The organism is Flavobacterium pectinovorum (assembly GCF_022802975.1).
GTDB classification, from domain to species: Bacteria; Bacteroidota; Bacteroidia; order Flavobacteriales; family Flavobacteriaceae; genus Flavobacterium; species Flavobacterium pectinovorum_B.
Genome location: NZ_JAFEVZ010000004.1, coordinates 154,973 through 178,301, shown reverse-complemented (window position 1 = coordinate 178,301; position 23,329 = coordinate 154,973). Strand labels below are relative to the sequence as shown.

23 protein-coding genes are annotated in these 23,329 nt (G+C 34.0%); 14 read left to right on the top strand and 9 right to left on the bottom strand.

Annotated elements, in window-relative coordinates; genetic code table 11:
• Positions 1-4 precede the first annotated feature (4 nt).
• Positions 5-835 (top strand): lysophospholipid acyltransferase family protein, encoded by an 831-nt coding sequence (locus FLV_RS07690; protein WP_243232554.1) that lies wholly within the window; start codon positions 5-7, stop codon positions 833-835.
• Positions 836-920: 85 nt separating this feature from the next.
• Here the strand turns inward: FLV_RS07690 and FLV_RS07685 are convergent, their stop codons facing one another.
• From FLV_RS07685 to FLV_RS07675, 3 genes are read right to left on the bottom strand one after another with little or no spacing between them, the layout of a single operon-like run.
• Complete coding sequence (locus FLV_RS07685; RefSeq protein ID WP_243232553.1) at positions 921-1,553, bottom strand: hypothetical protein; 633 nt, start codon at positions 1,551-1,553, stop codon at positions 921-923.
• Between the two features lie 9 nt (positions 1,554-1,562).
• On the bottom strand, positions 1,563-2,057 hold the full coding sequence (locus FLV_RS07680) for an RNA polymerase sigma factor (RefSeq protein ID WP_243232551.1): 495 nt from the start codon (positions 2,055-2,057) through the stop codon (positions 1,563-1,565).
• A gap of 41 nt (positions 2,058-2,098) precedes the next feature.
• The gene (locus FLV_RS07675) at positions 2,099-3,160 is read right to left on the bottom strand and encodes a DUF3810 domain-containing protein (protein WP_243232549.1); all 1,062 of its coding nucleotides are present in this window, start codon (positions 3,158-3,160) and stop codon (positions 2,099-2,101) included.
• A 111-nt stretch (positions 3,161-3,271) separates the two neighbouring features.
• Here FLV_RS07675 and FLV_RS07670 point away from each other — a divergent pair, with 111 nt between their 5' ends.
• The gene (locus FLV_RS07670; RefSeq protein WP_243232546.1) at positions 3,272-4,732 is read left to right on the top strand and encodes an aminoacyl-histidine dipeptidase; all 1,461 of its coding nucleotides are present in this window, start codon (positions 3,272-3,274) and stop codon (positions 4,730-4,732) included.
• A gap of 308 nt (positions 4,733-5,040) precedes the next feature.
• Here FLV_RS07670 and FLV_RS07665 read toward each other — a convergent pair whose 3' ends face one another.
• From FLV_RS07665 to FLV_RS07650, 4 genes are all read right to left on the bottom strand, one after another.
• Positions 5,041-5,814, bottom strand: coding sequence for a carboxypeptidase-like regulatory domain-containing protein (locus FLV_RS07665; protein WP_243232544.1), 774 nt, complete (start codon positions 5,812-5,814; stop codon positions 5,041-5,043).
• 172 nt (positions 5,815-5,986) lie between these two features.
• Entirely contained in the window at positions 5,987-7,885 is a 1,899-nt protein-coding gene (locus tag FLV_RS07660) for a DEAD/DEAH box helicase (RefSeq protein ID WP_243232541.1), read from the bottom strand.
• Positions 7,886-8,079: 194 nt separating this feature from the next.
• Positions 8,080-8,658: a non-canonical purine NTP diphosphatase gene (locus FLV_RS07655; protein WP_243232539.1), complete on the bottom strand. Its 579-nt coding sequence runs from the start codon at positions 8,656-8,658 to the stop codon at positions 8,080-8,082.
• On the bottom strand, positions 8,624-9,028 hold the full coding sequence (locus FLV_RS07650; protein ID WP_262916416.1) for a DUF2809 domain-containing protein: 405 nt from the start codon (positions 9,026-9,028) through the stop codon (positions 8,624-8,626). The genes FLV_RS07655 and FLV_RS07650 overlap by 35 nt, the downstream gene beginning before the upstream one ends.
• Before the next feature lie 150 nt (positions 9,029-9,178).
• Between FLV_RS07650 and FLV_RS07645 the strand changes: the two genes are divergently transcribed.
• The 3 genes from FLV_RS07645 (at position 9,179) to FLV_RS07635 (ending at position 10,748) form a co-directional block, all read left to right on the top strand.
• On the top strand, positions 9,179-9,628 hold the full coding sequence (locus FLV_RS07645) for a YhcH/YjgK/YiaL family protein (RefSeq protein WP_243232538.1): 450 nt from the start codon (positions 9,179-9,181) through the stop codon (positions 9,626-9,628).
• 16 nt (positions 9,629-9,644) lie between these two features.
• Positions 9,645-10,049, top strand: a complete 405-nt coding sequence (locus tag FLV_RS07640) for a hypothetical protein (RefSeq protein ID WP_243232536.1) — start codon at positions 9,645-9,647, stop codon at positions 10,047-10,049.
• 264 nt (positions 10,050-10,313) lie between these two features.
• Positions 10,314-10,748: a hypothetical protein gene (locus tag FLV_RS07635; protein ID WP_243232534.1), complete on the top strand. Its 435-nt coding sequence runs from the start codon at positions 10,314-10,316 to the stop codon at positions 10,746-10,748.
• Between the two features lie 66 nt (positions 10,749-10,814).
• On the opposite strand, the gene FLV_RS07630 is transcribed toward FLV_RS07635, so the two are convergent.
• On the bottom strand, positions 10,815-12,329 hold the full coding sequence (locus tag FLV_RS07630) for an FMN-binding glutamate synthase family protein (protein ID WP_243232532.1): 1,515 nt from the start codon (positions 12,327-12,329) through the stop codon (positions 10,815-10,817).
• 34 nt (positions 12,330-12,363) lie between these two features.
• Positions 12,364-13,143, bottom strand: coding sequence for an NYN domain-containing protein (locus FLV_RS07625; protein WP_243232530.1), 780 nt, complete (start codon positions 13,141-13,143; stop codon positions 12,364-12,366).
• Between the two features lie 203 nt (positions 13,144-13,346).
• Here FLV_RS07625 and FLV_RS07620 point away from each other — a divergent pair, with 203 nt between their 5' ends.
• The 9 genes from FLV_RS07620 to FLV_RS07580 all read left to right on the top strand — a co-directional run bounded on the left by FLV_RS07620 (position 13,347) and on the right by FLV_RS07580 (position 23,297).
• Positions 13,347-13,796 carry an RrF2 family transcriptional regulator gene (locus FLV_RS07620; protein WP_243232529.1) on the top strand — a complete coding sequence of 150 codons (450 nt, stop codon included), beginning with the start codon at positions 13,347-13,349 and terminating at the stop codon, positions 13,794-13,796.
• A gap of 21 nt (positions 13,797-13,817) precedes the next feature.
• Positions 13,818-14,339, top strand: a complete 522-nt coding sequence (gene azu / locus FLV_RS07615; RefSeq protein WP_243232526.1) for an azurin — start codon at positions 13,818-13,820, stop codon at positions 14,337-14,339.
• Between the two features lie 90 nt (positions 14,340-14,429).
• On the top strand, positions 14,430-16,661 hold the full coding sequence (locus tag FLV_RS07610) for a nitric-oxide reductase large subunit (protein WP_243232523.1): 2,232 nt from the start codon (positions 14,430-14,432) through the stop codon (positions 16,659-16,661).
• Between the two features lie 32 nt (positions 16,662-16,693).
• On the top strand, positions 16,694-17,425 hold the full coding sequence (gene ric / locus FLV_RS07605; protein WP_243232520.1) for an iron-sulfur cluster repair di-iron protein: 732 nt from the start codon (positions 16,694-16,696) through the stop codon (positions 17,423-17,425).
• Between the two features lie 709 nt (positions 17,426-18,134).
• On the top strand, positions 18,135-19,346 hold the full coding sequence (locus tag FLV_RS07600) for a cbb3-type cytochrome c oxidase subunit I (protein ID WP_243232518.1): 1,212 nt from the start codon (positions 18,135-18,137) through the stop codon (positions 19,344-19,346).
• A gap of 396 nt (positions 19,347-19,742) precedes the next feature.
• Positions 19,743-21,005, top strand: coding sequence for an aminotransferase class I/II-fold pyridoxal phosphate-dependent enzyme (locus FLV_RS07595; RefSeq protein ID WP_243232515.1), 1,263 nt, complete (start codon positions 19,743-19,745; stop codon positions 21,003-21,005).
• Between the two features lie 108 nt (positions 21,006-21,113).
• Complete coding sequence (locus tag FLV_RS07590; RefSeq protein WP_243232512.1) at positions 21,114-21,593, top strand: hypothetical protein; 480 nt, start codon at positions 21,114-21,116, stop codon at positions 21,591-21,593.
• Positions 21,594-21,865: 272 nt separating this feature from the next.
• Entirely contained in the window at positions 21,866-22,840 is a 975-nt protein-coding gene (locus tag FLV_RS07585; protein WP_243232511.1) for a tail fiber protein, read from the top strand.
• Between the two features lie 4 nt (positions 22,841-22,844).
• Positions 22,845-23,297 (top strand): T9SS type A sorting domain-containing protein, encoded by a 453-nt coding sequence (locus tag FLV_RS07580; RefSeq protein ID WP_243232509.1) that lies wholly within the window; start codon positions 22,845-22,847, stop codon positions 23,295-23,297.
• The last annotated feature ends 32 nt before the right edge of the window (positions 23,298-23,329 follow it).

Below are 23,329 nucleotides of genomic sequence, written 5' to 3'. Positions count from 1 at the left end.
TGCTATGGGATTGTTTAAACGAAATCCTTTCGGACATATATTATTCATCAAAAAATGGCTGATCCGTATTTTGGGAGCCATGACACATAAACGATATAGAGGTTTTAATGATTTACAGATTGACGGATCTGAAATAATTAATACGTTGCCGGATACGAATGTATTGTTTATCTCTAATCACCAGACTTATTTTGCAGACGTCGTAGCTATGTTTCATGTTTTTAATGCAAGTTTAAGTGGCCGTCAGGATAATATTAAGAACATTGGTTATTTGTGGCAACCTAAAATGAATATTTATTATGTGGCTGCCAAGGAAACTATGCAGGCAGGTTTGCTGCCAAGAATTATGGCTTATGCTGGCGCAATTACTGTTGAAAGAACCTGGCGTGCGAAAGGGGTCGATGTAACCGAAAAAAAAGAGGTAAATCCTAACGATACTGAAAATATAAGGGTAGCGCTCGAAGATGGCTGGGTAATCACGTTTCCGCAAGGCACAACAAAATCGTTTAAGCCTGTTCGTAAAGGAACGGCGCATATCATTAAGCAGCATAAACCAATTGTAGTGCCGATTGTTATTGACGGGTTTCGCCGTTCATTTGATAAAAAAGGATTACGAATGAAAAAGAAAAATATCCTGCAGTCATTTATTATCAAAGAACCTCTTGAAATTGATTATGAAAATGATACTATTGAAGAAATCGTTGAAAAGGTAGAATATGCTATAGAACAGCATCCGTCATTTTTAAAAGTTATTCCGGCAGAAGAATTAAAAGCACAGGAAGAACTTAATGAAATGAGAAGATGGAGTTATAAGGGACCGGAAAACGAGGCGTAGTTTTTATGTTTTGTTTCAGGTTTCAAGTTTCAGGTTTCAAGTTTCAGGTTTTTATTGTTGAAATTTGAAAACCTTTGCTACTTTGTTAAAAATCAATCTTCTTCAGTTCCTTGTAATTTGCGTATAAGCGGCGTAAAAGTGTTCCGTAAAGTAATCTGTAAATACACCAGAACATTCCGAAGAAACCTAAAATTATCAGAAATAAAATTCCGATAGAAAATAACATTGCTTTACCATTTATAGCAAGTTTCTCTCTAATAAGTTCCATTTCAGGATTGTAAATGTATCCAATAAAAAAGCTGAATATTGAAGAAACGACTATCATTCCTAAATTATACCAAACATAATATTGAACCGTTTTACGGGTTTTTAAAATACTGCTCATTAATAATTTGGTAGATACCGTTGTCGAAATAGTCTTGTAGTTTTTATAGAAAAAGTAGATAAAGACCAGAATTACAGCGTAATTAAAGTACATTAAAATTTCCATATAAAGTATCATTTCAGGATGATTCATCTTTTTAAGAATATCATCAATATTCGAAAAATAATTGGAAGCAGTCCAAAATAGTACTTCTAAAACGCTGATAATCAAAATCCACTTTACAGTTGAAGATGATTTTTTATGAATCATATTATAAATTTCCTTTTCAGAAATTTGTTCAAAAGAATCCGAGTTCTTTTTCCAGTCTTTTTTTAATAAATCCAGTTCTTTCATGGTGGTATTTTAAGGATTTAATATTTTTTTAAGTTTCCCCTTAATTCTGTTCATTTTCACACGTGCATTCACTTCGCTGATTCCTAAAGTTTCGGCTATTTCCTGATAATCTTTGTCTTCCAGATACATAAAAACCAATGCTTTTTCGATGTCATTTAGCTGATAAACGGCTTTGTACATCAATTTAATCTGTTCTTCCTCTTCATAATTATAATCAACATCTTTTGCAAAATGCTGATGACTTTCGTATTCTACAGTCGAGACAGTTCGTTTGGTTTTTCGGTATAAGGTAATGGCAGTATTTAAGGCAACACGATAAGCCCAGGTCGAAAATTTGCTGTCGCCCCTAAATTTTGGATATGCCTTCCAGAGCTGAATGGTAATTTCCTGAAACAGATCTTTGTGGGCATCTTCGCCGGCAGTGTACAATCTACAAATCTTGTGGATTATATTCTGGTTTGCCTGCAATTGCACAACAAATGACTGTTCTAGGTTTTCGTTCATAGTGTATTAGTAGTATTGAAATCTATTTTGTTACAAATGAATTATAATTTTCTGTTTTTATAATAATTCACCAACAGGTCAACAAATTTACTGTAACTCTCCATTCCGTCTTTTTGGTTGTTTGTTTTTAAGAAATTATCATAAAAAGCATGAAAACCTTCATCGATAAAAGTGTCGTATTTTTTCCAGAAATTGCGGCTTTCCTGATAATTTTTTAGAATTCCTGTATGCATTTGTTTTTTTAACTGTTCAAAAACTTTCTCGTTTTTAGCCTGCCATATTCCTAAACAATAGCGTAAAGCAAAACTGTATCCGGAATATTGGTAATATAAATTGTCATTCTTAACCGATGCCAGAACACCAATAAAATTGCATTCACTTTCGCTGGCAAAACCTATTTGATGCGCCATTTCGTGCGAACTTGTCATAGGGAAGTTGTACATGGGTAATAAATCATTTACCTGAGCTTCATTGGTAAACGGATTGAGATAACCTCCAAATCCCATATAGGTTAAAGGAATACTGAATAGCGATTTTTTGACGCTTAAGATTTCATATTTAAAATAAGGATGTTCTTTTGCCAGATTATCATATCCGTTTAAATTCATCCGAAAAACTTCTTTCTGTGAATAAGGGAAAACTACTTTTGAGCTGTCGCTTTTGGTAATCTTCAACTGAATTTCATTCGTTTTACGGATTAGTCTTTTTGTAAAAGCTAATAATTCAGCATCAGAGTATTCTTTTTTGATATTCATTTTTTGAAAAAGCGGTTCACGGTAATAGTTGAATGCCCAAAGAAGATGAAAGAAAAAGTAAAAAACAGAAACTTTACCAAGGATTTTAAGAAGATGATCTTTCCAATTTGTTTTCCAGGTTTTTCTAATTTTCCAAAACCAGCTAATTACAGAAATAATTAAAATCGCATAAATACAATCGCCAACAGAAAACGGAATTTTTCCTAAAAGTATTCTTGAAAAATGTGAAATTCTAATATAAAAATTATTGCTGTAACCTCCTTCAACAAAATCCGGAAACAAACGCAGGATTTTTAAAAAGATAATCTGAACAAGAAGAAATAAAGGTAAAACGTATTTTGATTTCACAGTATAAATTTTGAATACGTAAATATAAATACAATATTAATTAGTATCGAAAAAGAATTTAAACTTTGTAACTTTGGAGCTCTTAATTGTTAAACATCAAACAAAAATATAATGAGTCAGGAAATAAGAAATCTGGAGCCAAAAGTACTTTGGAATAAATTTGCAGATTTAAATGCCGTTCCGCGTCCTTCAAAAAAAGAGGAACGTGTAATTGAGTTTATGAAAAATTTTGGAAACAGCTTAGGTTTAGAAACTTTTGAAGACGAAATCCGAAATGTAATCATCAGAAAACCGGCAACTCCGGGAATGGAAAATCGCAAACCAATTGTAATGCAGGGACACCTGGACATGGTACACCAAAAAAATGCTGACACTGTTTTTGATTTTGACACTCAGGGAATCGATATGTATGTAGATGGCGACTGGGTTCGCGCTAGAGGAACTACACTTGGAGCTGATAATGGGTTAGGAGTGGCAACAATTATGGCGATTCTTGAGAGCAAAGATATTCCGCATCCTGCAATTGAAGCTTTGTTTACTATTGATGAAGAAACAGGAATGACAGGGGCTTTAAACTTAAAAGGAGGAATTCTTCAGGGACAGATTTTATTAAATCTTGATACTGAAGAAGATGACGAAATTGATATTGGCTGTGCAGGAGGGATAGATGTAACGGCTACAAGAACATATCATGAAGAGGAAGTTCCGGAAGGTTCTGTTGGTCATATTATTACTGTAAAAGGGTTAAATGGCGGGCATTCAGGAATGGATATTCATAAAGGTCTGGGGAATGCCAATAAAATAATGAACCGATTATTATTTGATGCTTTCGAAAACTTCGGATTACAGGTTGCAGAAATTAATGGCGGAAGCTTACGAAATGCGATTCCAAGAGAAAGTGTAGCGAAAGTTATTATCTCTGAAATGTTCGATGAAGCTTATATTTTTGATATGCAGGAAATCATCAATGATATTAAAGCCGAATATAAAACGACTGAACCTAACTTATCTATTGAAATCGTAAAATGTGATTTACCTGAAAAAGTAATGGATCTGGGTGTGCAGGAGGGGATTATAAGAGCGATTTATGCGGCGCATAACGGAGTTTACAGAATGAGCGCCGATATGGCTGATTTAGTAGAAACTTCAAATAATATTGCCCGTGTTATTGTAAAGGATGGTGAAATTTTGGTAGGATGTTTAACGCGTTCTTCTGTAGAAACTTCAAAATTTGATTTGGCTAATTCCTTGCGTTCTGCTTTTGAATTGGTGGGTTGTGAAGTAGAGCTTTCAGGATCTTATCCGGGTTGGGCACCAAATGTAAACTCTGAAATATTAGAAGTTTTAAAAGATATTTACGAAAAACAAAATGGTGAAAAACCAAAAGTGGTTGCTTGTCATGCCGGTTTAGAATGCGGAATTTTAGGAACTAATTATCCTGATATGGATATGATTTCTTTTGGACCGACGATTCACGGTGCGCATTCTCCTGATGAGAGGGCAAGTATTTCATCTGCTCAGAAATACTGGAAATTTGTTTTGGAAATTCTTTCGAATATACCGGTTAAATAATTAGAATTTTAGTGTTCAGTTTTTTAGTTTTCAGTTAAAATCTGCCAACTAAAAAACTGAGCACTTCTACTTCTTTAATCTCTTTTCGGAGTGTTTTTCTTCTCTCTCTTTTCTTCTTTTTTTTCTTTAGCCGTTTTTAGTGGTTCTTTTTTTGCTGTTTTTTTAGCATCCTGACTCTTTGCCATAATATATTTATTTTAATTTAAATTGTTTATATACAGGTAAATGTATGCTTTTTAAAATCTTAAAAGCACATACTAATACCCAATTTCAAAAATTGAGGATTAGTATGTGTTTTATAATTGAAATTAATTTCGTTTCAATACCTTATATTGCTCATAACAGGCGCTTATAGCATCCATAATCTGTAAATCATTTGCTTCCTGAATAAAAGCTTCTGAGTAGCTGCAACGCTCTAAAATTTGAGGAATTTCATCTTTGCTTATCCCTAAAAGAACAGCTACTGTTTCACGATCATATTTTGATTCTAATAAATTCCGAACAGTATCATCTTTTCTCATTTCTTTGAGTTTTTTGAGTTCTCTTCCATTCTTTCCGAAGAAATTATAAAGCATATCGGCCGGATTAAAAATAGAACCCAAAACTTTTCCGAAAGCGTTTGGAGAATATTCGCCCGCTTCATATCCTTGTGTAAGTCCCGAAATACTGTAACGGTAGTTTTCTTTGGTTGGAATTAATTTTGAATCTACTTCAAGATATCCTGTCAAATTAAAAGGAGCAATAACAACTTCTTCAAGGGCAATTGCTTTTTCTGTAAGCTGAATTCTTGTCACCTTATTTTTTACCCAGTCGTTTGTAACTCTTATTCTTAGAGATTGAAATCCTAAAATAGAAAAATGAAGTGTGTCGTTTACCTGAACGTCTATTTCAAAATATCCTTTACCATCAGACATGGCACCCCGTACTTTGTTGGTGTTAATGATATTTACATTAGGAATAGGTTCTTTGCTATTGTCATTATAAATGTAACCGGAAACTCTTTGAGGAAATGCTGATCCTGTTTCTTGTGCGAAACCGATGGTTGACAATAGTGTGAAAAAGAAAATTGCGAAATATTTCATATCCTGATTTAAAGCACTAAAAGTAGTAAATCGGGATTAAATATTTCGCAGTATCTTAATATAATTATCAGAAAATTAACAAAGCACTGATAAGATTATTTGATATAAGAAAAAATCCCAAATTCCAATGATGTCTGGAATTTGGGATTTTGTATTTTAAGATATTAAATTATTAATCTCTTCTTGGTCTTCTTGGTCTTGGTGAATCACCAAAGCTTTCAGAACGTCTTGGAGCTCTGTCTGAACCTCCTTCGTTTCTTCTGAAACCACCTTCTCTTGGAGCAGCATTTCTGTCGCTTCTAAAGCCTCCTCCAGAACCTTCACGTCTTGGAGCTGAGTTTCTGTCACTTCTGAATCCACCACCAGAACCTTCACGTCTTGGAGCAAAACTTCCTTCTCTTCTTGGCCCAGAACTTCTTCCACCGCCACGGTTATTATGGTCGCGTCTTCCACCACCGTCATTTTTAGAAATTTCAACATTAATACGACGACCTTCTAATTGTACGTTGTTTAATACTTCCATTACTTTGTCAGTGTGCTCCGGATCAGTATTGAAGAATGAGAATCCTTCTTTTACATCTACCTTGAAAACGTCATCACGACCTAAATCTAACGTTTCTTTTAGGTAGTCTTTTAGAGTCATCCAGTCAAAATTGTCTCTTGAACCGATGTTTACAAAATAACGAACTGCTCCGTTATTATTGAATTCTCTTGGCTCAGAATCATTTCTTTCACGTCTTTCTCCAGATTGGGATGATAAATCTCTGTTTTTCTTGTAATAAGCAATGAAACGGTTAAATTCTACTGAAACCATTTTCTTAATCAATTCTTCTTTAGATAAATCTTCTAAAACATTGTTGATTGCCGGTAAATAGTTGTCAATTTCGTGATCAACCTCAGTATCTTTAATTTTGTTTGCTAAGTGCAATAACTGAATTTCGCAGATCTCGATTCCGGATGGAATAGATTTTTCTTCGAATTTTTGTTTGATGATTCTTTCGATAGAAGAAATTTTACGCAACTCACTTTTTGTAACAATTACAATAGAAGTTCCTAATTTTCCGGCTCTACCAGTACGTCCAGAACGGTGGTTGTACGTTTCGATTTCATCCGGTAATTGGTAGTTCACAACGTGAGTTACGTTATCAACGTCAATTCCACGTGCAGCAACGTCAGTCGCAACAAGCATTTGGATTTGTCTTCCACGGAACGATTTCATTACACCATCACGCTGTGCCTGAGATAAATCTCCGTGTAACGCAGCGGCGCTATATCCATCTTCAATTAATTTTTCAGCAATAGCCTGAGTATCTCTTTTTGTACGACAGAAAACCACAGAAAAAATATCCGGGTTAGCATCTGCCAAACGTTTCAGGGCTTCGTAACGATCACGTGCATTAACTAAATAAAATTCGTGAGAAACGGTTGCAGAACCTGAATTTTTAGTTCCAACTGTAATTTCTAATGGTTCACTCATGAATTGTTTTGCAATTCGGGCAACCTCTTGTGGCATAGTTGCAGAGAACAACCATGTACTTTTTTCGTCTGGAGTATCTGATAAAATAGATACGATATCTTCATAAAATCCCATGTTCAGCATTTCGTCAGCCTCATCAAGAATACAGTAATCTATATTTTTAATGTTAACTAAACCTCTGTTGATCATGTCTTGCATTCTCCCCGGAGTAGCTACAATAATTTGTGCTCCTCTTTTTATTTCTCTTGCCTGCTCTGTAATACTAGCTCCTCCGTAAACTGCTACCACATTAATACCTTTTTCGTATTTTGAGTAGTTTTTAAGTTCGTTGGTAATCTGTAAACAAAGTTCTCGTGTTGGCGATAAAACTAATGCTTGTGTATTTCTGTTGTCAGCATCAATTTTTTGGATTAGCGGAAAACCGAAAGCTGCCGTTTTCCCTGTCCCTGTCTGAGCCAACGCAACCATATCTGTATCTTTTTCCAATAATAGGGGAATCGCTTTCTCCTGTACTTCCGACGGATTCTCAAATCCTAGATCTAAAATCGCCTTCAGTAACGATTCATTCAATCCTAATTGTTCAAATTTATTCATATGTATTTTTAAAATAGGGTGCAAAATTACTGTTAATATTTCAGATAAACTAATGCATTTTTAAGAATTATGTATTTGTTATGATTTGATAATCAAAAAGTTATGTTTATTGTAAAATCAGTTTGACGATTAAATGAATAATTTTACGTCTGAGAATATCAATTTTACCCCTTAAAATGTTGTATTTTAAACAATTATTTGATGGAAATCAGAAAATCAATTAGTTGCCGGGTTGCTTTTGCGCGATGACTGATTTTATTTTTTATTTCTGAAGATAATTCGGCAAACGTCTCGGTATAATTCTCAGGCTGAAAAATTGGGTCATAACCAAAACCGTGATTTCCAGTCTTGCTTACAGTTATATTTCCTTTGGCTATTCCTGTAAAAAGATGTTGTTCTCTATTTAAGTTCAAAGCAATAACGGTCTTAAACTGGGCGCTTCTGTCTGAAGTGTCTTTTAATGTTTCCAAAAGTTTATTCATATTATCATTCGCATCTTTCTGTTCTCCGGCATACCTTGCGGAATAAACACCGGGCGCTCCGTTTAAAGCAGTAACTTCTAAGCCGGTATCATCTGCAAAACAATCAAAACCGTATTTTTCGGTTACATAATTGGCTTTTAAAATGGCATTTCCTTCAATAGTATCTGCGGTTTCAGGAATTTCTTCGTGGCAGCCAATTTCTTCCAGACTTAATATTTGTATAGATCCGTTTAAGATGCTTTGAATTTCTTTGATTTTATTTTTGTTGTTTGATGCGAAAACGAGTTTCATATATGTAGTTTTTTAAAATAATTTTTTCAGTGATAAAAGTGAAAGTAATGCCAAAGGTGTAAGCTATAATGTCTGTCCATAAAAAGCCCTGTCCCAAAACATATCTTCCCAAAAGTGTTTTCCGAACAGCAATAATCCAGTCTGCCTGATATAGCTGAAAGAATTCAATGCCGTAACAAATAAGTAATGAAAGAATTGCAATTTGAATTGGTTTATGTTGAATCAAAAAGATTCTTGTCAAAATATAAATCATAACCGCATAGAGAAAATCTCCGAAGCATAAAGGAACAAAATCAATTTTTCGTGAAATGATTCCAAGAAAAATGATAAGAATAAACAGGATGAAATAACGGATTCTGAGATTTTTCAAAGGCAATATCTGCTTGTTTTAAAGAAAATTTGAGATAAACAAAGTTACAAAGAAGTTATAATTGATTTGCTAAATCAGATAATTTATAGAGATTGAAATAAATTAAATCTTATTTTTACTAAAAAATCAACTCAAATTAACAATAGAATTATGATTATAGATTCATTAGAGAATGCAGCGAAATATGAAGTTTTACACCCATCTTTTAAAAAAGCTTTTGATTATTTACGCAATAATGATGTACAAAACCTTCCGGCCGATTTTAAACACGAAACAGAAGGAGTGAAGTTTTTTGGTTTTAAAGGAAAAGGAAAAACGGTTGAAGAAAGCTTAACGACTTTTGAATGTCATGATAAAAATATTGATATTCAGTTTTGTATCAGTGAAACAGAAACTTTTGCATGGAAACCGAGAACCAATTGCAAAATTCCAAATGGCGGTTATAATGATGAAAAAGATGTACGATTTTTTAGCGATGCACCGGATATGTTTTTTCAGCTAAAAGAAAATCAGTTTGTAATTCTTTTTCCGGAAGACGTACATGCGCCAATGATTACAGACGGAATGCTAAACAAAATTGTAATAAAAGTTGAAATATAGCATTAAACCAAAAGTTATGATTAACAAAATATCCAAAGTCGCCTTTACTCTTTTTGTTGTAATGTTGCTGATAAGCTGTAAAAATACCAAACAAAAACTTCAGGAGTATGTTGTTACGTACAATGAAACTATCGCTCCAGGTTTTAGAGCCGAAAATGTAACGCTTACTACAGCAAGAGGTTATATTAATGATAGCAAAATCGAATTGCGTTTTGAAACTAATTTAAAACAAAACGAGGGCAAGAAAATTGCTACTGCTGTAGCCTTTGCAAGAATGAGACAATCCATGATTAAAAATGAACAGATTCCGACAGAATTAATAGAAGAAGGAGTAGAATTTCACCTTTATTATTTAGCTGATGATAATACTGTTTTGAATAAGGAAGTGCTCACAAAGGAATCGCTTCAATATTTAAAATAATCAATCAAGTTTTTATAATATACACCGATTAAATTCTTACATATTAAAAGTCTCTTTAAATAAATTTTAAAGAGACTTTTTTGTGTTTACGACTAAAAAATAAGTGTAAAAAATACTTTTTCATTCTTACAAATAGGCTTCTTTTGTTTGGTTAAATGGTTTGTATTCAGAGAATTATATGTGTTTTTTTTGTTGTTGAGTGTTGTTTTTATGTTAATATTTGTTTATGTTTGAGTTAAAAAATAACTATTAAACCAAAAAATTATGAAAAAAATTACCCAAATCGCATTTGCTGTTGCTTTTGCATTTTTCTTAGTAAGTTGTAAAAATACCAAACAGAAAATCCAAGAACATGTAAGCAATTACAATAATTCGTCTTCTATAAAAGGAAGTGGTATTACAAGTACAACAGCAAAAGCTTTTCTAAATGACAATAAAATCGAAATTAGAATTGAAACTAATTTAGAAGAAACTGAAGAGAATAAATTAACCTACAGTGAGTCGTTTCCGGATTTGTTAAAAGGGATGATAGAAAACAATCAGATTTCAAAAGAATTAATTGAAGAAGGTGTTAGGTTTGATGTTTACTTTTTAGCTTATAATAATTCCATTATTGCACAAAAATTAGTTGGTGAGGAAGAATTAGCGGCATTAACTGATGCAGGCACAGAAGAAAAGAAAGTGACAGCAAAGCTTTAGTTTAGCATTTTGGACAGCTTAAATAAAACGAAGCCTCTTTGTAATCGAACAAAGAGGCTTTTGTATTTAATTTCGCTTGGTAACATTGGTTAAATTATCCGGGAAATATAATTCTGAAAGATTCGTAAATTCATCACCACGCATAAAAATATTAATGTCAACATCTGCAAAAGAAGTTTTTCCGGCTGCGGCAAGAAGTTCGTTTGCAGCATGAAGTGTATTTTTATGAAAATGATACACACGATCAGATTTATCAGTAACTACCAAACCTTTCATCAGCATTTTGTTTTGAGTTGCGACTCCGGTTGGACATTCGTTATTATGACAGCGTAAGGCCTGAATGCATCCAAGTGAAAACATAAAACCCCTTGCGCTGTTGCACATATCGGCACCTAAGGCAACAGCATGAAGAATTGAATAGCCTGATATGATTTTTCCGCTTCCTATAATGCGTATTTTATCACGAATATTTAATCCGACTAAAGTTTTGTTTACAAAAATTAAAGCCGGTTCAAAAGGCATTCCAACACCATCAGCGAATTCCAGCGGAGCAGCTCCGGTTCCACCTTCGGCACCGTCAACGGTAATGAAATCAGGATAAATATCTTCAGCAATCATTTCATGACAGATGGCTTCAAATTCTGCGGTGTTTCCGATACACAATTTAAATCCGATTGGTTTTCCGTTTGATAAATTACGTAATTGTTTAATGAAATGAATTAATCCTTTTGCATCAGAAAAAGCATGATGACCGGGAGGAGAAAGAATCATGGTATGCGGTTCCACGCCTCTGATCTTTGCAATCTGCACGGTATTTTTGGCAGCCGGAAGTACACCACCATGACCTGGTTTGGCTCCTTGCGAAAGTTTAATTTCAATCATTTTTACATTTGGAAGGTTGGCTTTTTCTGAGAATTTTTCAGGACTGAAATTCCCTTCCGCATCACGGCATCCAAAATATCCTGTTCCAATCTGCCAGGTAATATCGCCTCCGCCTGCCAGGTGAAATTCGGTTAAACCGCCTTCTCCTGTGTTTTGGTAGAAATTCCCTTTTTTGGCACCAATGTTTATGGCACGAACGGCATTTTCACTGAGCGAACCAAAACTCATTGCCGAAACATTAAATAAGGAAGCAGAATAAGGTTGTTTACAGTCTTTTCCGCCAACCAATACACGAGGTAGTGCTTCATTAACTTTTGCAGGGAAAATAGAATGCTTAATTCCTTCGTAACTATCTGTATTTAAGTTTTGTTGTGTTCCGAAAGGGGTGCTGGAATCGATATTTTTAGCTCTTTGATATACCAATGAGCGCTGATTTCTGGAGAAAGGCTTTCCGTCTGTAGATCTTTCGATAAAATATTGCTGAATTTCGGGTGCAATCATTTCAAATAAATATCTGAAATATCCTAAAACAGGGAAGTTTCTCAGAATTGCATGTTTTTCCTGAGAAGCATTATAAGCTCCAACAATTAATAGAATTGGAATAATAATAACCAATAAAAAACCACGCTCTGTGTAGTAATAAATTGCAGCAACAATTAGAAACAATAAGAATCCGTAAATAAAGAATTTTTTTCTCATGTTTATAAAATTTTAAAAAATGTAATAATTTGAATTAATTGAAACGCAGCCTTACATAAACGTGTTTGATTCCTTTTTTATCAGACTCCCTTTCGTCTATTTCGAGAATATCGGTAAGCGATTTCAGCATTGGAGTTAGTTTCGAAAAACCATAATTTCGAGGATCGAATTCGGGTTTTTTCTTTACGATTAAGTTTCCAACGTCACCTAAAAATGCCCAGCCGTCATCATCTTCAATATCTTCGATGGTGGCTTCAATCAATTCGATGGTTTGTTTGTCAACTTTATGAAGTGCTTTTTCAGTCGGTTTTTCAACTGGTTTTTTGGTGTCAGCGGCAATTGTTTTTGGTTTTTTCTTCTGAGTTGCACCATCCAAAACTTCAATATAAATGAATCGGTCGCAGGCAACGATAAACGAATTTGGGGTTTTCTTTTCTCCTATACCAATTACTTTCATACCTGATTCTCTGAGACGAATAGCCAGTCGCGTAAAATCACTATCGCTGGAAACGATACAAAAACCGTCTAATTTTCCTGAATAAAGCAAATCCATTGCGTCAATAATCAAAGCAGAATCTGAAGAATTTTTTCCAACCGTATAGCTATACTGCTGAATAGGAGTAATGGCATGTTCCAGTAAAACACCTTTCCATCCGTTTGAATTTGGTTTTGTCCAATCGGCATAAATACGTTTGGTCGTTGGCGTTCCAAACTTTGCAATTTCCTCCATCATACCTTTTACATTGCTGTAGGGAACGTTATCAGCGTCGATAAGAACGGCCAGTTTTAATTCTTTTGAGGTGCTCAAAGCCATTGTTTTGATGTTATAATATTAATTACTCTCAAAGTTAAAATTAAAATTGGGTTTTATTCAAATTTAAGACTTAATAAGTGTCCGTATTGGTATTAATTATTTTGTTTATAAATAAATCACATTTCATTAAAATTAATTAAAGATAAATTTGTCTTTTATTAAAAACCTGTTTATCTTTGTATGGAATTAAATCACTAAAAGGTATGTTTTCAAAAGCATGTGAATACGGAATCAGGGCGTCTATTTTTATTGCGACCAATTCTTCAAAAGGAATCAGGGTTGGAATAAAAGATGTTGCCAAAGAAATTGATTCTCCGGAACCTTTTACGGCGAAAATTATGCAGATTCTGACTAAAAACGGAATCATTCATTCGGCAAAAGGAGTGGGAGGCGGTTTTGAAGTTTCGGATGAAGCTGTAAAATCCATAAAATTAATTCAGATTGTGGATGCTATTGATGGGGATAAAATTTATAAAGGATGTGGTATCGGACTAAAAGAATGTTCTGAAGATCATCCGTGTCCGGTACATCATGAGTTTAAAAAAATAAGAGGACTGCTTTTAGAAATGCTCACCAAAACCACTTTAGAGCAGTTGGCTTCAGGCGTAAAATCAGGTGATTTCTTTCTAAAAACACTAAACATAAACGATTAACATTTAATAAATACTTTAACAATGAATACTAAAACCAAAATTTCACTCTTGATCCTAATGGGATTTTTAACAATAACTTCTTGCGGCAAAAAAGAAACTGCTCCTGTAGAAGAATCAACAGAAATAAATGAAACAGCTACAGAGGGAGTACAGCCTGCGGCAACTGTTGAAAATGTTTTGCTTATCGAAGGAAATGACCAGATGCAGTTTAACACAAATGAATTGAAAGCTGTTGCCGGAAAACCAATCAAATTGACTTTGAAACACGTTGGTAAAATTCCAAAAGAAGCAATGGGACATAATTTGGTCATTTTGCAGGAAGGAACAGACCAGTCTGCTTTTGCTTTAAAAGCAAATGAGGCCAAAGCAACTGATTATATTCCGGAATCTGAAAAAGCTTCCGTTATCGCTCACACTAAATTGTTAGGTGGCGGAGAAGAAGACACAATCGAATTTACAATTGATAAAAAAGGGTCATATCCTTTTATTTGCTCTTTTCCCGGTCACGTAGCCATGATGAAAGGCGTACTGATTGTTGAGTAAATTAGTAAAGACTCCAAATACTGAAATAAATTTGGAGTTTTTTTAAAAACTAATAAAAGATAAAATCATCCTTTATTGAATTTAAAAAAAATGAAAAGAGAAAAAAAATTATGGCTGGTTTTTGCATTGGTAATGAGTGTATCATTTGCAGTGCTGGGTTATTACGGATATGAAATCTATCAGCAGGCACCACCGGTTCCGAAAGAGATTGTAACTGATTCCGGTAAAGTTGTTTTCAGCGAAAGCGAAATCAAAGACGGGCAAAATATATGGCAGAGTATAGGAGGCCAGGAAGTAGGGTCTATCTGGGGGCACGGTGCTTATGTGGCTCCGGACTGGACTGCAGACTGGCTGCACAGAGAAGCAGTTTTTATACTGGATATTTATGCTCAAAAAGATTTCAATAAAAAGTATGAAGAATTAGATGCTGAAAAACAATCGGCGTTGAAAATTCGTCTCCAAAAAGATGTAAGAACAAATCGTTACAATCCAGACACGGGTATTCTGACCATTTCTGAAAACCGTCTGGCGGCGATTGAAAATCTAAGCGAATATTATAAAGGCCTTTTTACGAATGATCCGAAATTCGATAAACTGAGAGAAGAATATGCTATTCCGAAAAACTCAATTAAAGATGTAGAGAAAATGCATAAAATGAATGCCTTTTTCTTCTGGGCAACCTGGGCAACGGTTACCAATCGCCCGGATACTGATATTTCATACACTCATAATTGGCCTTCCGATGAATTGGTTGGAAATACTGCGACTACAGAACTTTTGGCTTGGTCTGGAGTAAGTATTATTCTGTTGATTTTGAGTGTAGGAATATTGGTTTTCTATCACGCCAAATCGGGTGAAGAAGAAGAATTTCCGCTTCCAAAAGAAGATCCGCTTATCAAGCAGGGAAAAACCAAATCGATGGGATTGGTAACCAAATATTTCTGGATTGTGAGTTTGCTGATGGTTTTGCAAATGATTTTCGGAATCATAACAGCACATTACGGAGTGGAAGGAAACGGTTTGTACGGCATTCCAATTGATCAGATTCTGCCTTATGCAGTAACGCGTACATGGCACACACAATTGGCTATTTTCTGGATTGCAACGGCCTGGTTAGCGACAGGTTTATATATTGCTCCGGCAGTTTCGGGTAAAGATCCTAAATTTCAATGTTTTGGTATTAACTTTTTGTTTGTCGCTTTATTGATTATTGTTTTGGGATCAATGGCGGGACAATGGTTTGGTGTAATGCAAAAACTGAATTTGGTTCAAAACTTCTGGTTTGGTCATCAGGGTTACGAATATGTTGATTTAGGTCGTTTCTGGCAGATCTTCCTTTTAGTTGGACTGTTTTTATGGCTGGCTTTAATGATTCGTCCGTTACTTCCGGTTTTAAGGAAAAAAACAGAAGAGAAAAACCTAATTATTTTGTTCTTGGTTTCCTGTACTGCCATTGCCATGTTCTACGGAGCAGGATTAATGTGGGGAAGACAAACCAATTTAGCGATTGCTGAATACTGGAGATGGTGGGTAGTGCATCTTTGGGTTGAAGGTTTCTTCGAAGTATTTGCAACGGTTGTTATTGCTTTCTTGTTTGTTCGTTTAGGATTATTGAAAACGAAAACGGCTACATTAAATGTTCTTTTTGCTACGATTATTTTCATGTCAGGGGGAATTTTAGGTACATTCCATCATTTATATTTCTCTGGAACACCAACGGCAATTATGGCTTTGGGAGCAACATTCAGTGCTTTAGAAGTTGTGCCTTTAACTTTAATCGGATTTGAAGCCTATCAAAACTATAAAATCTCAAAATCAACACAATGGATTGCCGATTACAAATGGCCAATTTACTTTATGATTTCTGTGGCATTTTGGAATTTCCTTGGAGCCGGAATCTTCGGATTCATCATTAATCCGCCAATTGCATTGTATTATGTACAAGGTTTAAATACAACACCTTTACACGGTCATACCGCTTTATTCGGGGTTTACGGAATGTTAGGAATCGGTCTGGTATTATTTGTACTAAGAAGTTTATACCGGGATGTAAGCTGGAATACCAAACTGCTTAGTATTACTTTCTGGTCACTAAATATTGGTTTATTTCTGATGGCAATCCTGAGTTTACTTCCTATTGGAGTCTGGCAGGCGATTGAAAGTATCAGTCACGGAATGTGGTACGCCCGTTCATCAGAATTAATGCAGCAGCCGGCCATGATTACGTTAAAATGGCTTCGTGCAATTGGTGATTCTATTTTCGGAATCGGATTTATTACCATGGCCTGGTTTGTATTTGAACTGACATTTAAAAAAAAGTAAAATAAAAAACACAAAATACTAAATTGATTATCATGGAAAATTTAAAAAGCAAAACAATAGGATCATTTGTAGCTCAGGATTTTAGAACAGCTGCGGTTTTTTCTAAATATAAAATAGACTTTTGCTGTAAAGGAAACAGAACTGTAGAGGAAGTGTGCGAAAAACAGGATATTAACGCTTATGCTTTATTAGAAAATGTTTTAGAAGTCTTGCAATCAGAAAACAACGGAAGTATCGATTTTAATTCCTGGCCTTTGGATTTACTGGCAGATTATATCGAAAAAACACATCACCGTTATGTACAGGAAAAAACAAACGTTTTACTTCCTTTTTTAGAAAAATTATGTAAAGTTCACGGTGCAGGACATCCGGAATTATTTAAAATCAATGAGTTGTTTATTGGTTGTGCAGGAGAATTATCACAGCACATGAAAAAAGAAGAATTGGTTTTGTTTCCATTTATAAAAAGAATGGTAAAAACCAAAGAGTCTGACGGGAATTTAACTAAGCCCTCTTTTGGAACCGTTTCAAACCCAATCGCAATGATGATGCACGAACACGATAATGAAGGAGAACGTTTTAGAGAAATTGCTGCTTTAACAGATAATTACAATCCTCCCGCAGATGCTTGCACAACGTATAGAGTGACTTTTGCAATGTTGAAAGAGTTTGAAGCAGATTTACACAAACACATTCATTTGGAAAATAATATTTTATTTCCGAAAGCAATCCTTCTTGAAAAAGAATTTGTTGAAGTAGCATAAAGGTTAGTTTTAATAGTTCGAAAAGCACCGATAAAATATCTAAAACAGGATAATTATTGGTGTTTTTTATTTTAAGATTTTTTTTCAACCATATAAGTAATATAAGTTCATTTTAGCAAACCTTATAATTTCTTATATGGTTTAAACCCTTGGGGTCTCAGTTCGATTATTAGACCAATAAAAGTATATTAATAGCCTCCTGCTTTAGCTGGAGGTTTATTGAGTTTTAGAAAGACAATCTGGCTTTAGCCAAAAAATCAACACTCTTTTTATTTTGCTAAAGCCTTTTTAACTAAACTGTAAGTTCTCCAGCTGAAGCTGGAGGCTATTTAATAATCATCGAACTCAGGTTTGGGGGTAATTATTAAAAACGTCAGTTCGACGAATATTTTTTTTACAAAAACAGAATATAAAATGAAGTTACAACCTCTCGTCAGTTCGAGTGAATTTTCTGAAAATGCAATAGCTTTGTTGGAAAATTTGTATCGAGAACTATTTTTTAATAAAAACGTCAGTTCGAGTGTTTTTTTGTGTAGAGAAACGGAACAAAAAAAGTATCGAGAACCGTTTTTAATACTAATTTTTCTGTTCCCGATACAATCCCGATGAAAAATAGGGATCACTCAAACTGGCGAAAAATTATCATCAAAAACTAATTTCACCCAACGGGTATGGTTTAATAATTTTATGTGTTAAAAAAATAAAAACGATGAATTCTCAAAAAGCCTGGATACTCTGTTGTTTCTTTAATTTTTTGATAGCCTGTGTTTTCGGGTTATTAATGCGGTTTATGTATCTGTTTCCATTAGACTTTTTAAACTATAGTTTTCTGCTTCATGCGCATTCGCATGTGGCCATGTTGGGCTGGGTTTATATGATCGTGTATGTTTTGGCTGTTCATTTTTTTATTCCGAAAGAAAAAAGTCAGAAACCAATTTACAACCGTTTATTCTGGCTGACTGAGTTTTCTGTAATCGGAATGATGATTGCTTTTCCAATTCAGGGTTATGGGGTGTTTTCGATTATTTTTTCGACGATGCATATTTTGCTAAGCTATGTTTTTTGCCGTTTGGTTTGGAAAGACAGTTTAAGAGATACATCACCGTCACAAAGACTATTATTGGTTTCGGTTTTGTTTATGGTTTTATCGACTTTCGGCGTTTGGTGCCTCGGACCGGCAGTAAGTACATTAGGAAAACAAAGCGCTTTTTATCAGATTTCGATTCAGTTTTTTCTTCATTTTCAGTTTAATGGCTGGTTTATATTGGCGATTTTAGCTTTGTTTTTAAAACAATTTCAAAGGAAAATTGATGAGGTAAAGTTTAAGAAATTTTATTTTTTGATGATTATTTCTACCTTACTAACAGTCGCTTTTCCGGTGCGATGGTATATAGAAAATGATATTTTGAGTTATATCAATGGTTTGGGAGTTTTAATTCAGTTGGGTGCTTTTGTTTATTTCTATAAAATGCTGAAACCTCAAATGAATCATTTTAAAAAAGCTTTAGATAAAACGACGAAAATAGTTTACGGTTTGGCTTTGTGTTCTTTACTTCTGAAAGTCGGAATCCAATTGCTGACTATTTTTCCGAATCTGGCTGAGGTTTCCCATCAAATCAGAAATTTCGTAATTGGATTTATTCATTTAACCACTTTGGGAATCATAACCGGTTTTTTATTTGGAATTTTACTTCAGAATAAAATGCTTTCTGCTAATTCTTCAATATTAAAAATTGGTATGAAGATTTTTATTTTGGGATATATTGCAACTGAAATTTTATTGTTTTTACAGGGCTGGTTTTTCTTTTTTGGAGAAGGAACAATTTCAGGGTACTTTCAGAGTATTTTGATATTCAGTATTTTTCTGGTTCTTGGATTAGCTTTAATAATGGTATCCGTTATAAACAAAAAGCAAATGTGATTTACCTGGGTATTTGAGCACAGATCTTACTTTTTATTATTGAAAATGTATAACCCCTTGGGGGTAATTATTAAAAACGTCAGTTCGAGTGTTTTTTGTGCAGTGAAACGGAACAAAAAATGTATCGAGAACCGTTTTTAATGATAATTTTTCTGTTCTCGATACAATTTTCTATCGAAAATTACTCGAACTGACGAAAAATTATCATTAAAAACTAATTACACTCAACGGGTTAAATGTATATTCTTTTTTTACGAATTATTTCAGGTTAAGTCTTGTTAAATCAATTATCCTGAGTATTTTTCAATAAAAATAAATGACTCTCTGAATTTTAGAATAATAATGATTATTTTTGCTCCCTGATTTAAGTTAAAATTATTACGACATTATTATATTATGGTAAAAGATTTATTCGAAAGAATTCAGAACAATAAAGGACCATTAGGAAAATGGGCTTCTCAGGCTGAGGGCTATTTTGTATTCCCTAAATTAGAAGGAGAGTTAGGGCCAAGAATGAAATTTCAGGGAAAAGAAGTTTTAAACTGGAGTTTAAATGATTATTTAGGTCTGGCAAACCATCCTGAAGTTCGTAAAGCAGATGCGGATGCAGCCGTAGAATATGGTGCTGCTGCTCCGATGGGAGCGCGTATGATGAGTGGACATACTAAATATCACGAGCAATTAGAAAATGAATTAGCTGCTTTTGTAATGAAAGAATCAGCTTATTTACTGAATTTTGGTTATCAGGGAATGGTATCTATTATTGATGCTTTGGTTACCAGAAATGATGTAATTGTATATGATGTTGACGGACATGCCTGTATTATTGATGGTGTTCGTCTGCACAGCGGAAAACGTTTTACATACAAGCACAATGATATAGAAAGTATGGAGAAAAACCTGCAGCGTGCTACCAAAATAGCTACAGAAACAGGTGGAGGGATTCTTTTTATTACTGAAGGTGTTTTTGGAATGCGCGGTCAGCAAGGAAAGTTGAAAGAGATTGTAGAAATGAAAAAGAAATACAATTTCCGCTTACTTGTTGATGATGCACATGGTTTTGGAACTCTTGGAAAAACGGGTGCCGGAGCAGGTGAGGAGCAAGATTGTCAGGACGGAATCGATGTTTACTTTTCTACATTTGCTAAATCAATGGCTAATATAGGTGCTTTCGTTGCTGCTGATAAAGACATTATCGATTATTTAAAATATAATTTGCGTTCTCAAATGTTTGCTAAAGCATTGCCAATGATTCAAACTATTGGTTCATTAAAACGTCTGCAATTACTACGTGACAACCCGGGATTGAAAGATAAATTATGGGAAAACGTAAATACTTTACAAAATGGTTTAAAGAGTAAAGGATTCAATATTGGAGATACTAATACTTGTGTTACGCCAGTTTATTTGGAAGGTAGCGTTCCGGAAGCAATGGTAATGGTGAATGATTTAAGAGAAAATTATGGTATCTTCTTGTCTATCGTAATTTATCCGGTTATTCCAAAAGGAATGATTTTATTACGTGTTATTCCTACTGCTTCTCATACATTAGAAGATATTGCTGAAACACTTACTGCTTTTGAAGCAATTCGTGAGAAATTAGTAAACGGTACATACAAAGAAATTGCAAGCAGAACTACAGTTGATTTAGACGCTTAAATTTCATCTCTTTATATGGGAATTATATAAAAAAATCCATTCGTTATGCGAATGGATTTTTTTTATTTCAAGTAATTTTAATACTCTAATCACAGTAAAAATAAAATTATGAAAAAAGTATCAGCAATAGTAATCGTTATGTGTAGTGTTTTTATTTCCTGTAAAAAAGAAACAACACTGCCACCTCCACAGATAACTCCAAATCCTCCCAAAGAAGCTGAAATTGTTGAGCCTGCAGGAGATCAGTGTTATACATGGAATGCAAAAGGAAGTGTAATCGAAATGAGTTTTAATGTAAATTCACATCAGGAAGTAAATGGAAAACTAAGTTATAATATAGTAGGAAAGGATAAAAACGAAGGAACTTTAATCGGAAATATATACGGGGATACTCTTATAGCCGATTATACTTTTAATTCTGAAGGAGTTTCATCAGTTCGTGAAGTCGCATTTCTGCAAAAAGACGGAACCTATATTGCAGGCTACGGAGATATCGTAGAAACCAATGGGAAAGTGAGTTTTAAAGACAGAAAAGCATTAAAATTTGATGTAAAAAATACATTGACTAAAGTGGATTGTAAAGAGTAAACACTATTTTAAATTAGAAATAAATAACACACGTCTGGAATTTTCCGGACGTTTTTCATTTAAGTTTATATTGAAATAAAGTAAAACTTGTAGTTTTTGTATGATATATATTGCAAAAAATATAAATTAAAAAGAATAAAACTAAAAAAATTATACGCTTGTCAGACTAATATTAAGGATTAATTATGAATTTGATAAATCGCTAAATTGGTTTGTACGGGGCTATGTTTTTAATTTATTTTTACTCCAAAAATTCATACAAAATATAAATCATGAAATTCAAAAAAATACTTTTTATTCTTCCGTTTCTTTTCGTAAACATAGTTTCTTTTTCGCAGCAAATTGGTAGTGGTTATGCTTCCACGCTTACTAATTTTAACATAGAATTACCTTCAGGATTTTATCAAGGATTAAATCCAAATGGTAAGGTTGATTCAAATTCTCACGATTGGAATCATCTTATAAATTTGCGTCATTCAAATCTTGAGAACAACAATCAATTGCAAATAGCAAGTTCGTATTTTGAAAACGACAGATTGTTTTTTAGAAAATTTGTCCGTGGACTCGGTTCTAATAATCCTGTTTGGTATGAATTAGCTACTCGTGGCGGGAATACTTTTAATGGAGACCAGTCTATAAATGGAACTATTGCGATATCAGGTTCAATTAGAATTAACGAAAGCTTTTCGCTAGGTGGAAATGACCGCATAGTTAATTGGTCTAATTTTTCTTATGGTTCTTACATTGATGTGAATAATAGTCAAAATGCTTTGCGAATTCGTGATAAAAACAATACAATCATGCTTGAAGTAAATGGTTCAAATAACTATTTCACAGGTAACGTTGGGATTGGGACCACATTTCCAGACCAAAAACTGACCGTAAACGGCACCATCCACTCTAAAGAAGTAATTGTAGACACGAACATCACTCCTGATTATGTTTTCCAGAAATACTACACTGGTAAATCAGAATTAAAAGAAGATTATGTAATGCCAACCCTTACAGAAATCGAAAATTTCACAAAGAAAAATAATCACTTACCAGGTGTGCCTTCTGCAAAAGAAATGCAGGAAAAAGGAATTTCATTGGGTGAAATGTCTAATATTCTGCTTCAAAAAATTGAAGAACTGACTCTTTATACTATAGAGCAGCAAAAAGAACTGGAGCGTTTGAGAGCAGAAAACGAAAATTATAAATCCTTTGCCGAAAGATTAGCTACAATCGAAAAAGAATTAAAAAAATAAGTTTATGAAAAAATATTTGCTTCTGGCCTTTTTAAGTTTTTCGTTTTTGGGTATTGCACAAACAACAAAAATCAAATTTAGTTATGATACTGCCGGTAACCAAACTAGCAGGACATTGTGCATTAACTGCCCGCCAGAGACAGGAAAGCAAGTCAGGGAAATTGAGGCTCTTGTTGAGGAAGATCTTGAAAAAATGGAAGGACAGGATATGATTTCGTATTATCCGAATCCGGTAAAAGAAGAGCTGTATCTTAAATGGGAATTGACCAATGACAATTATGTCATTTCCATTCAGGTAATTGCAATGAATGGTCAGGTAGTAAAAACGTATCAGGAAACTAAAAATAGGAACACTCAAAATATATTGTTTCAGTCTTATCCATCAGGGATTTATATCGTTGTGCTCCATTATAAATCAGGAGAGCCAAAAACGTTCAAAATTGTGAAACAGTTATAAAGAAGATATAAACTTTCGAATCTCTTATTCTT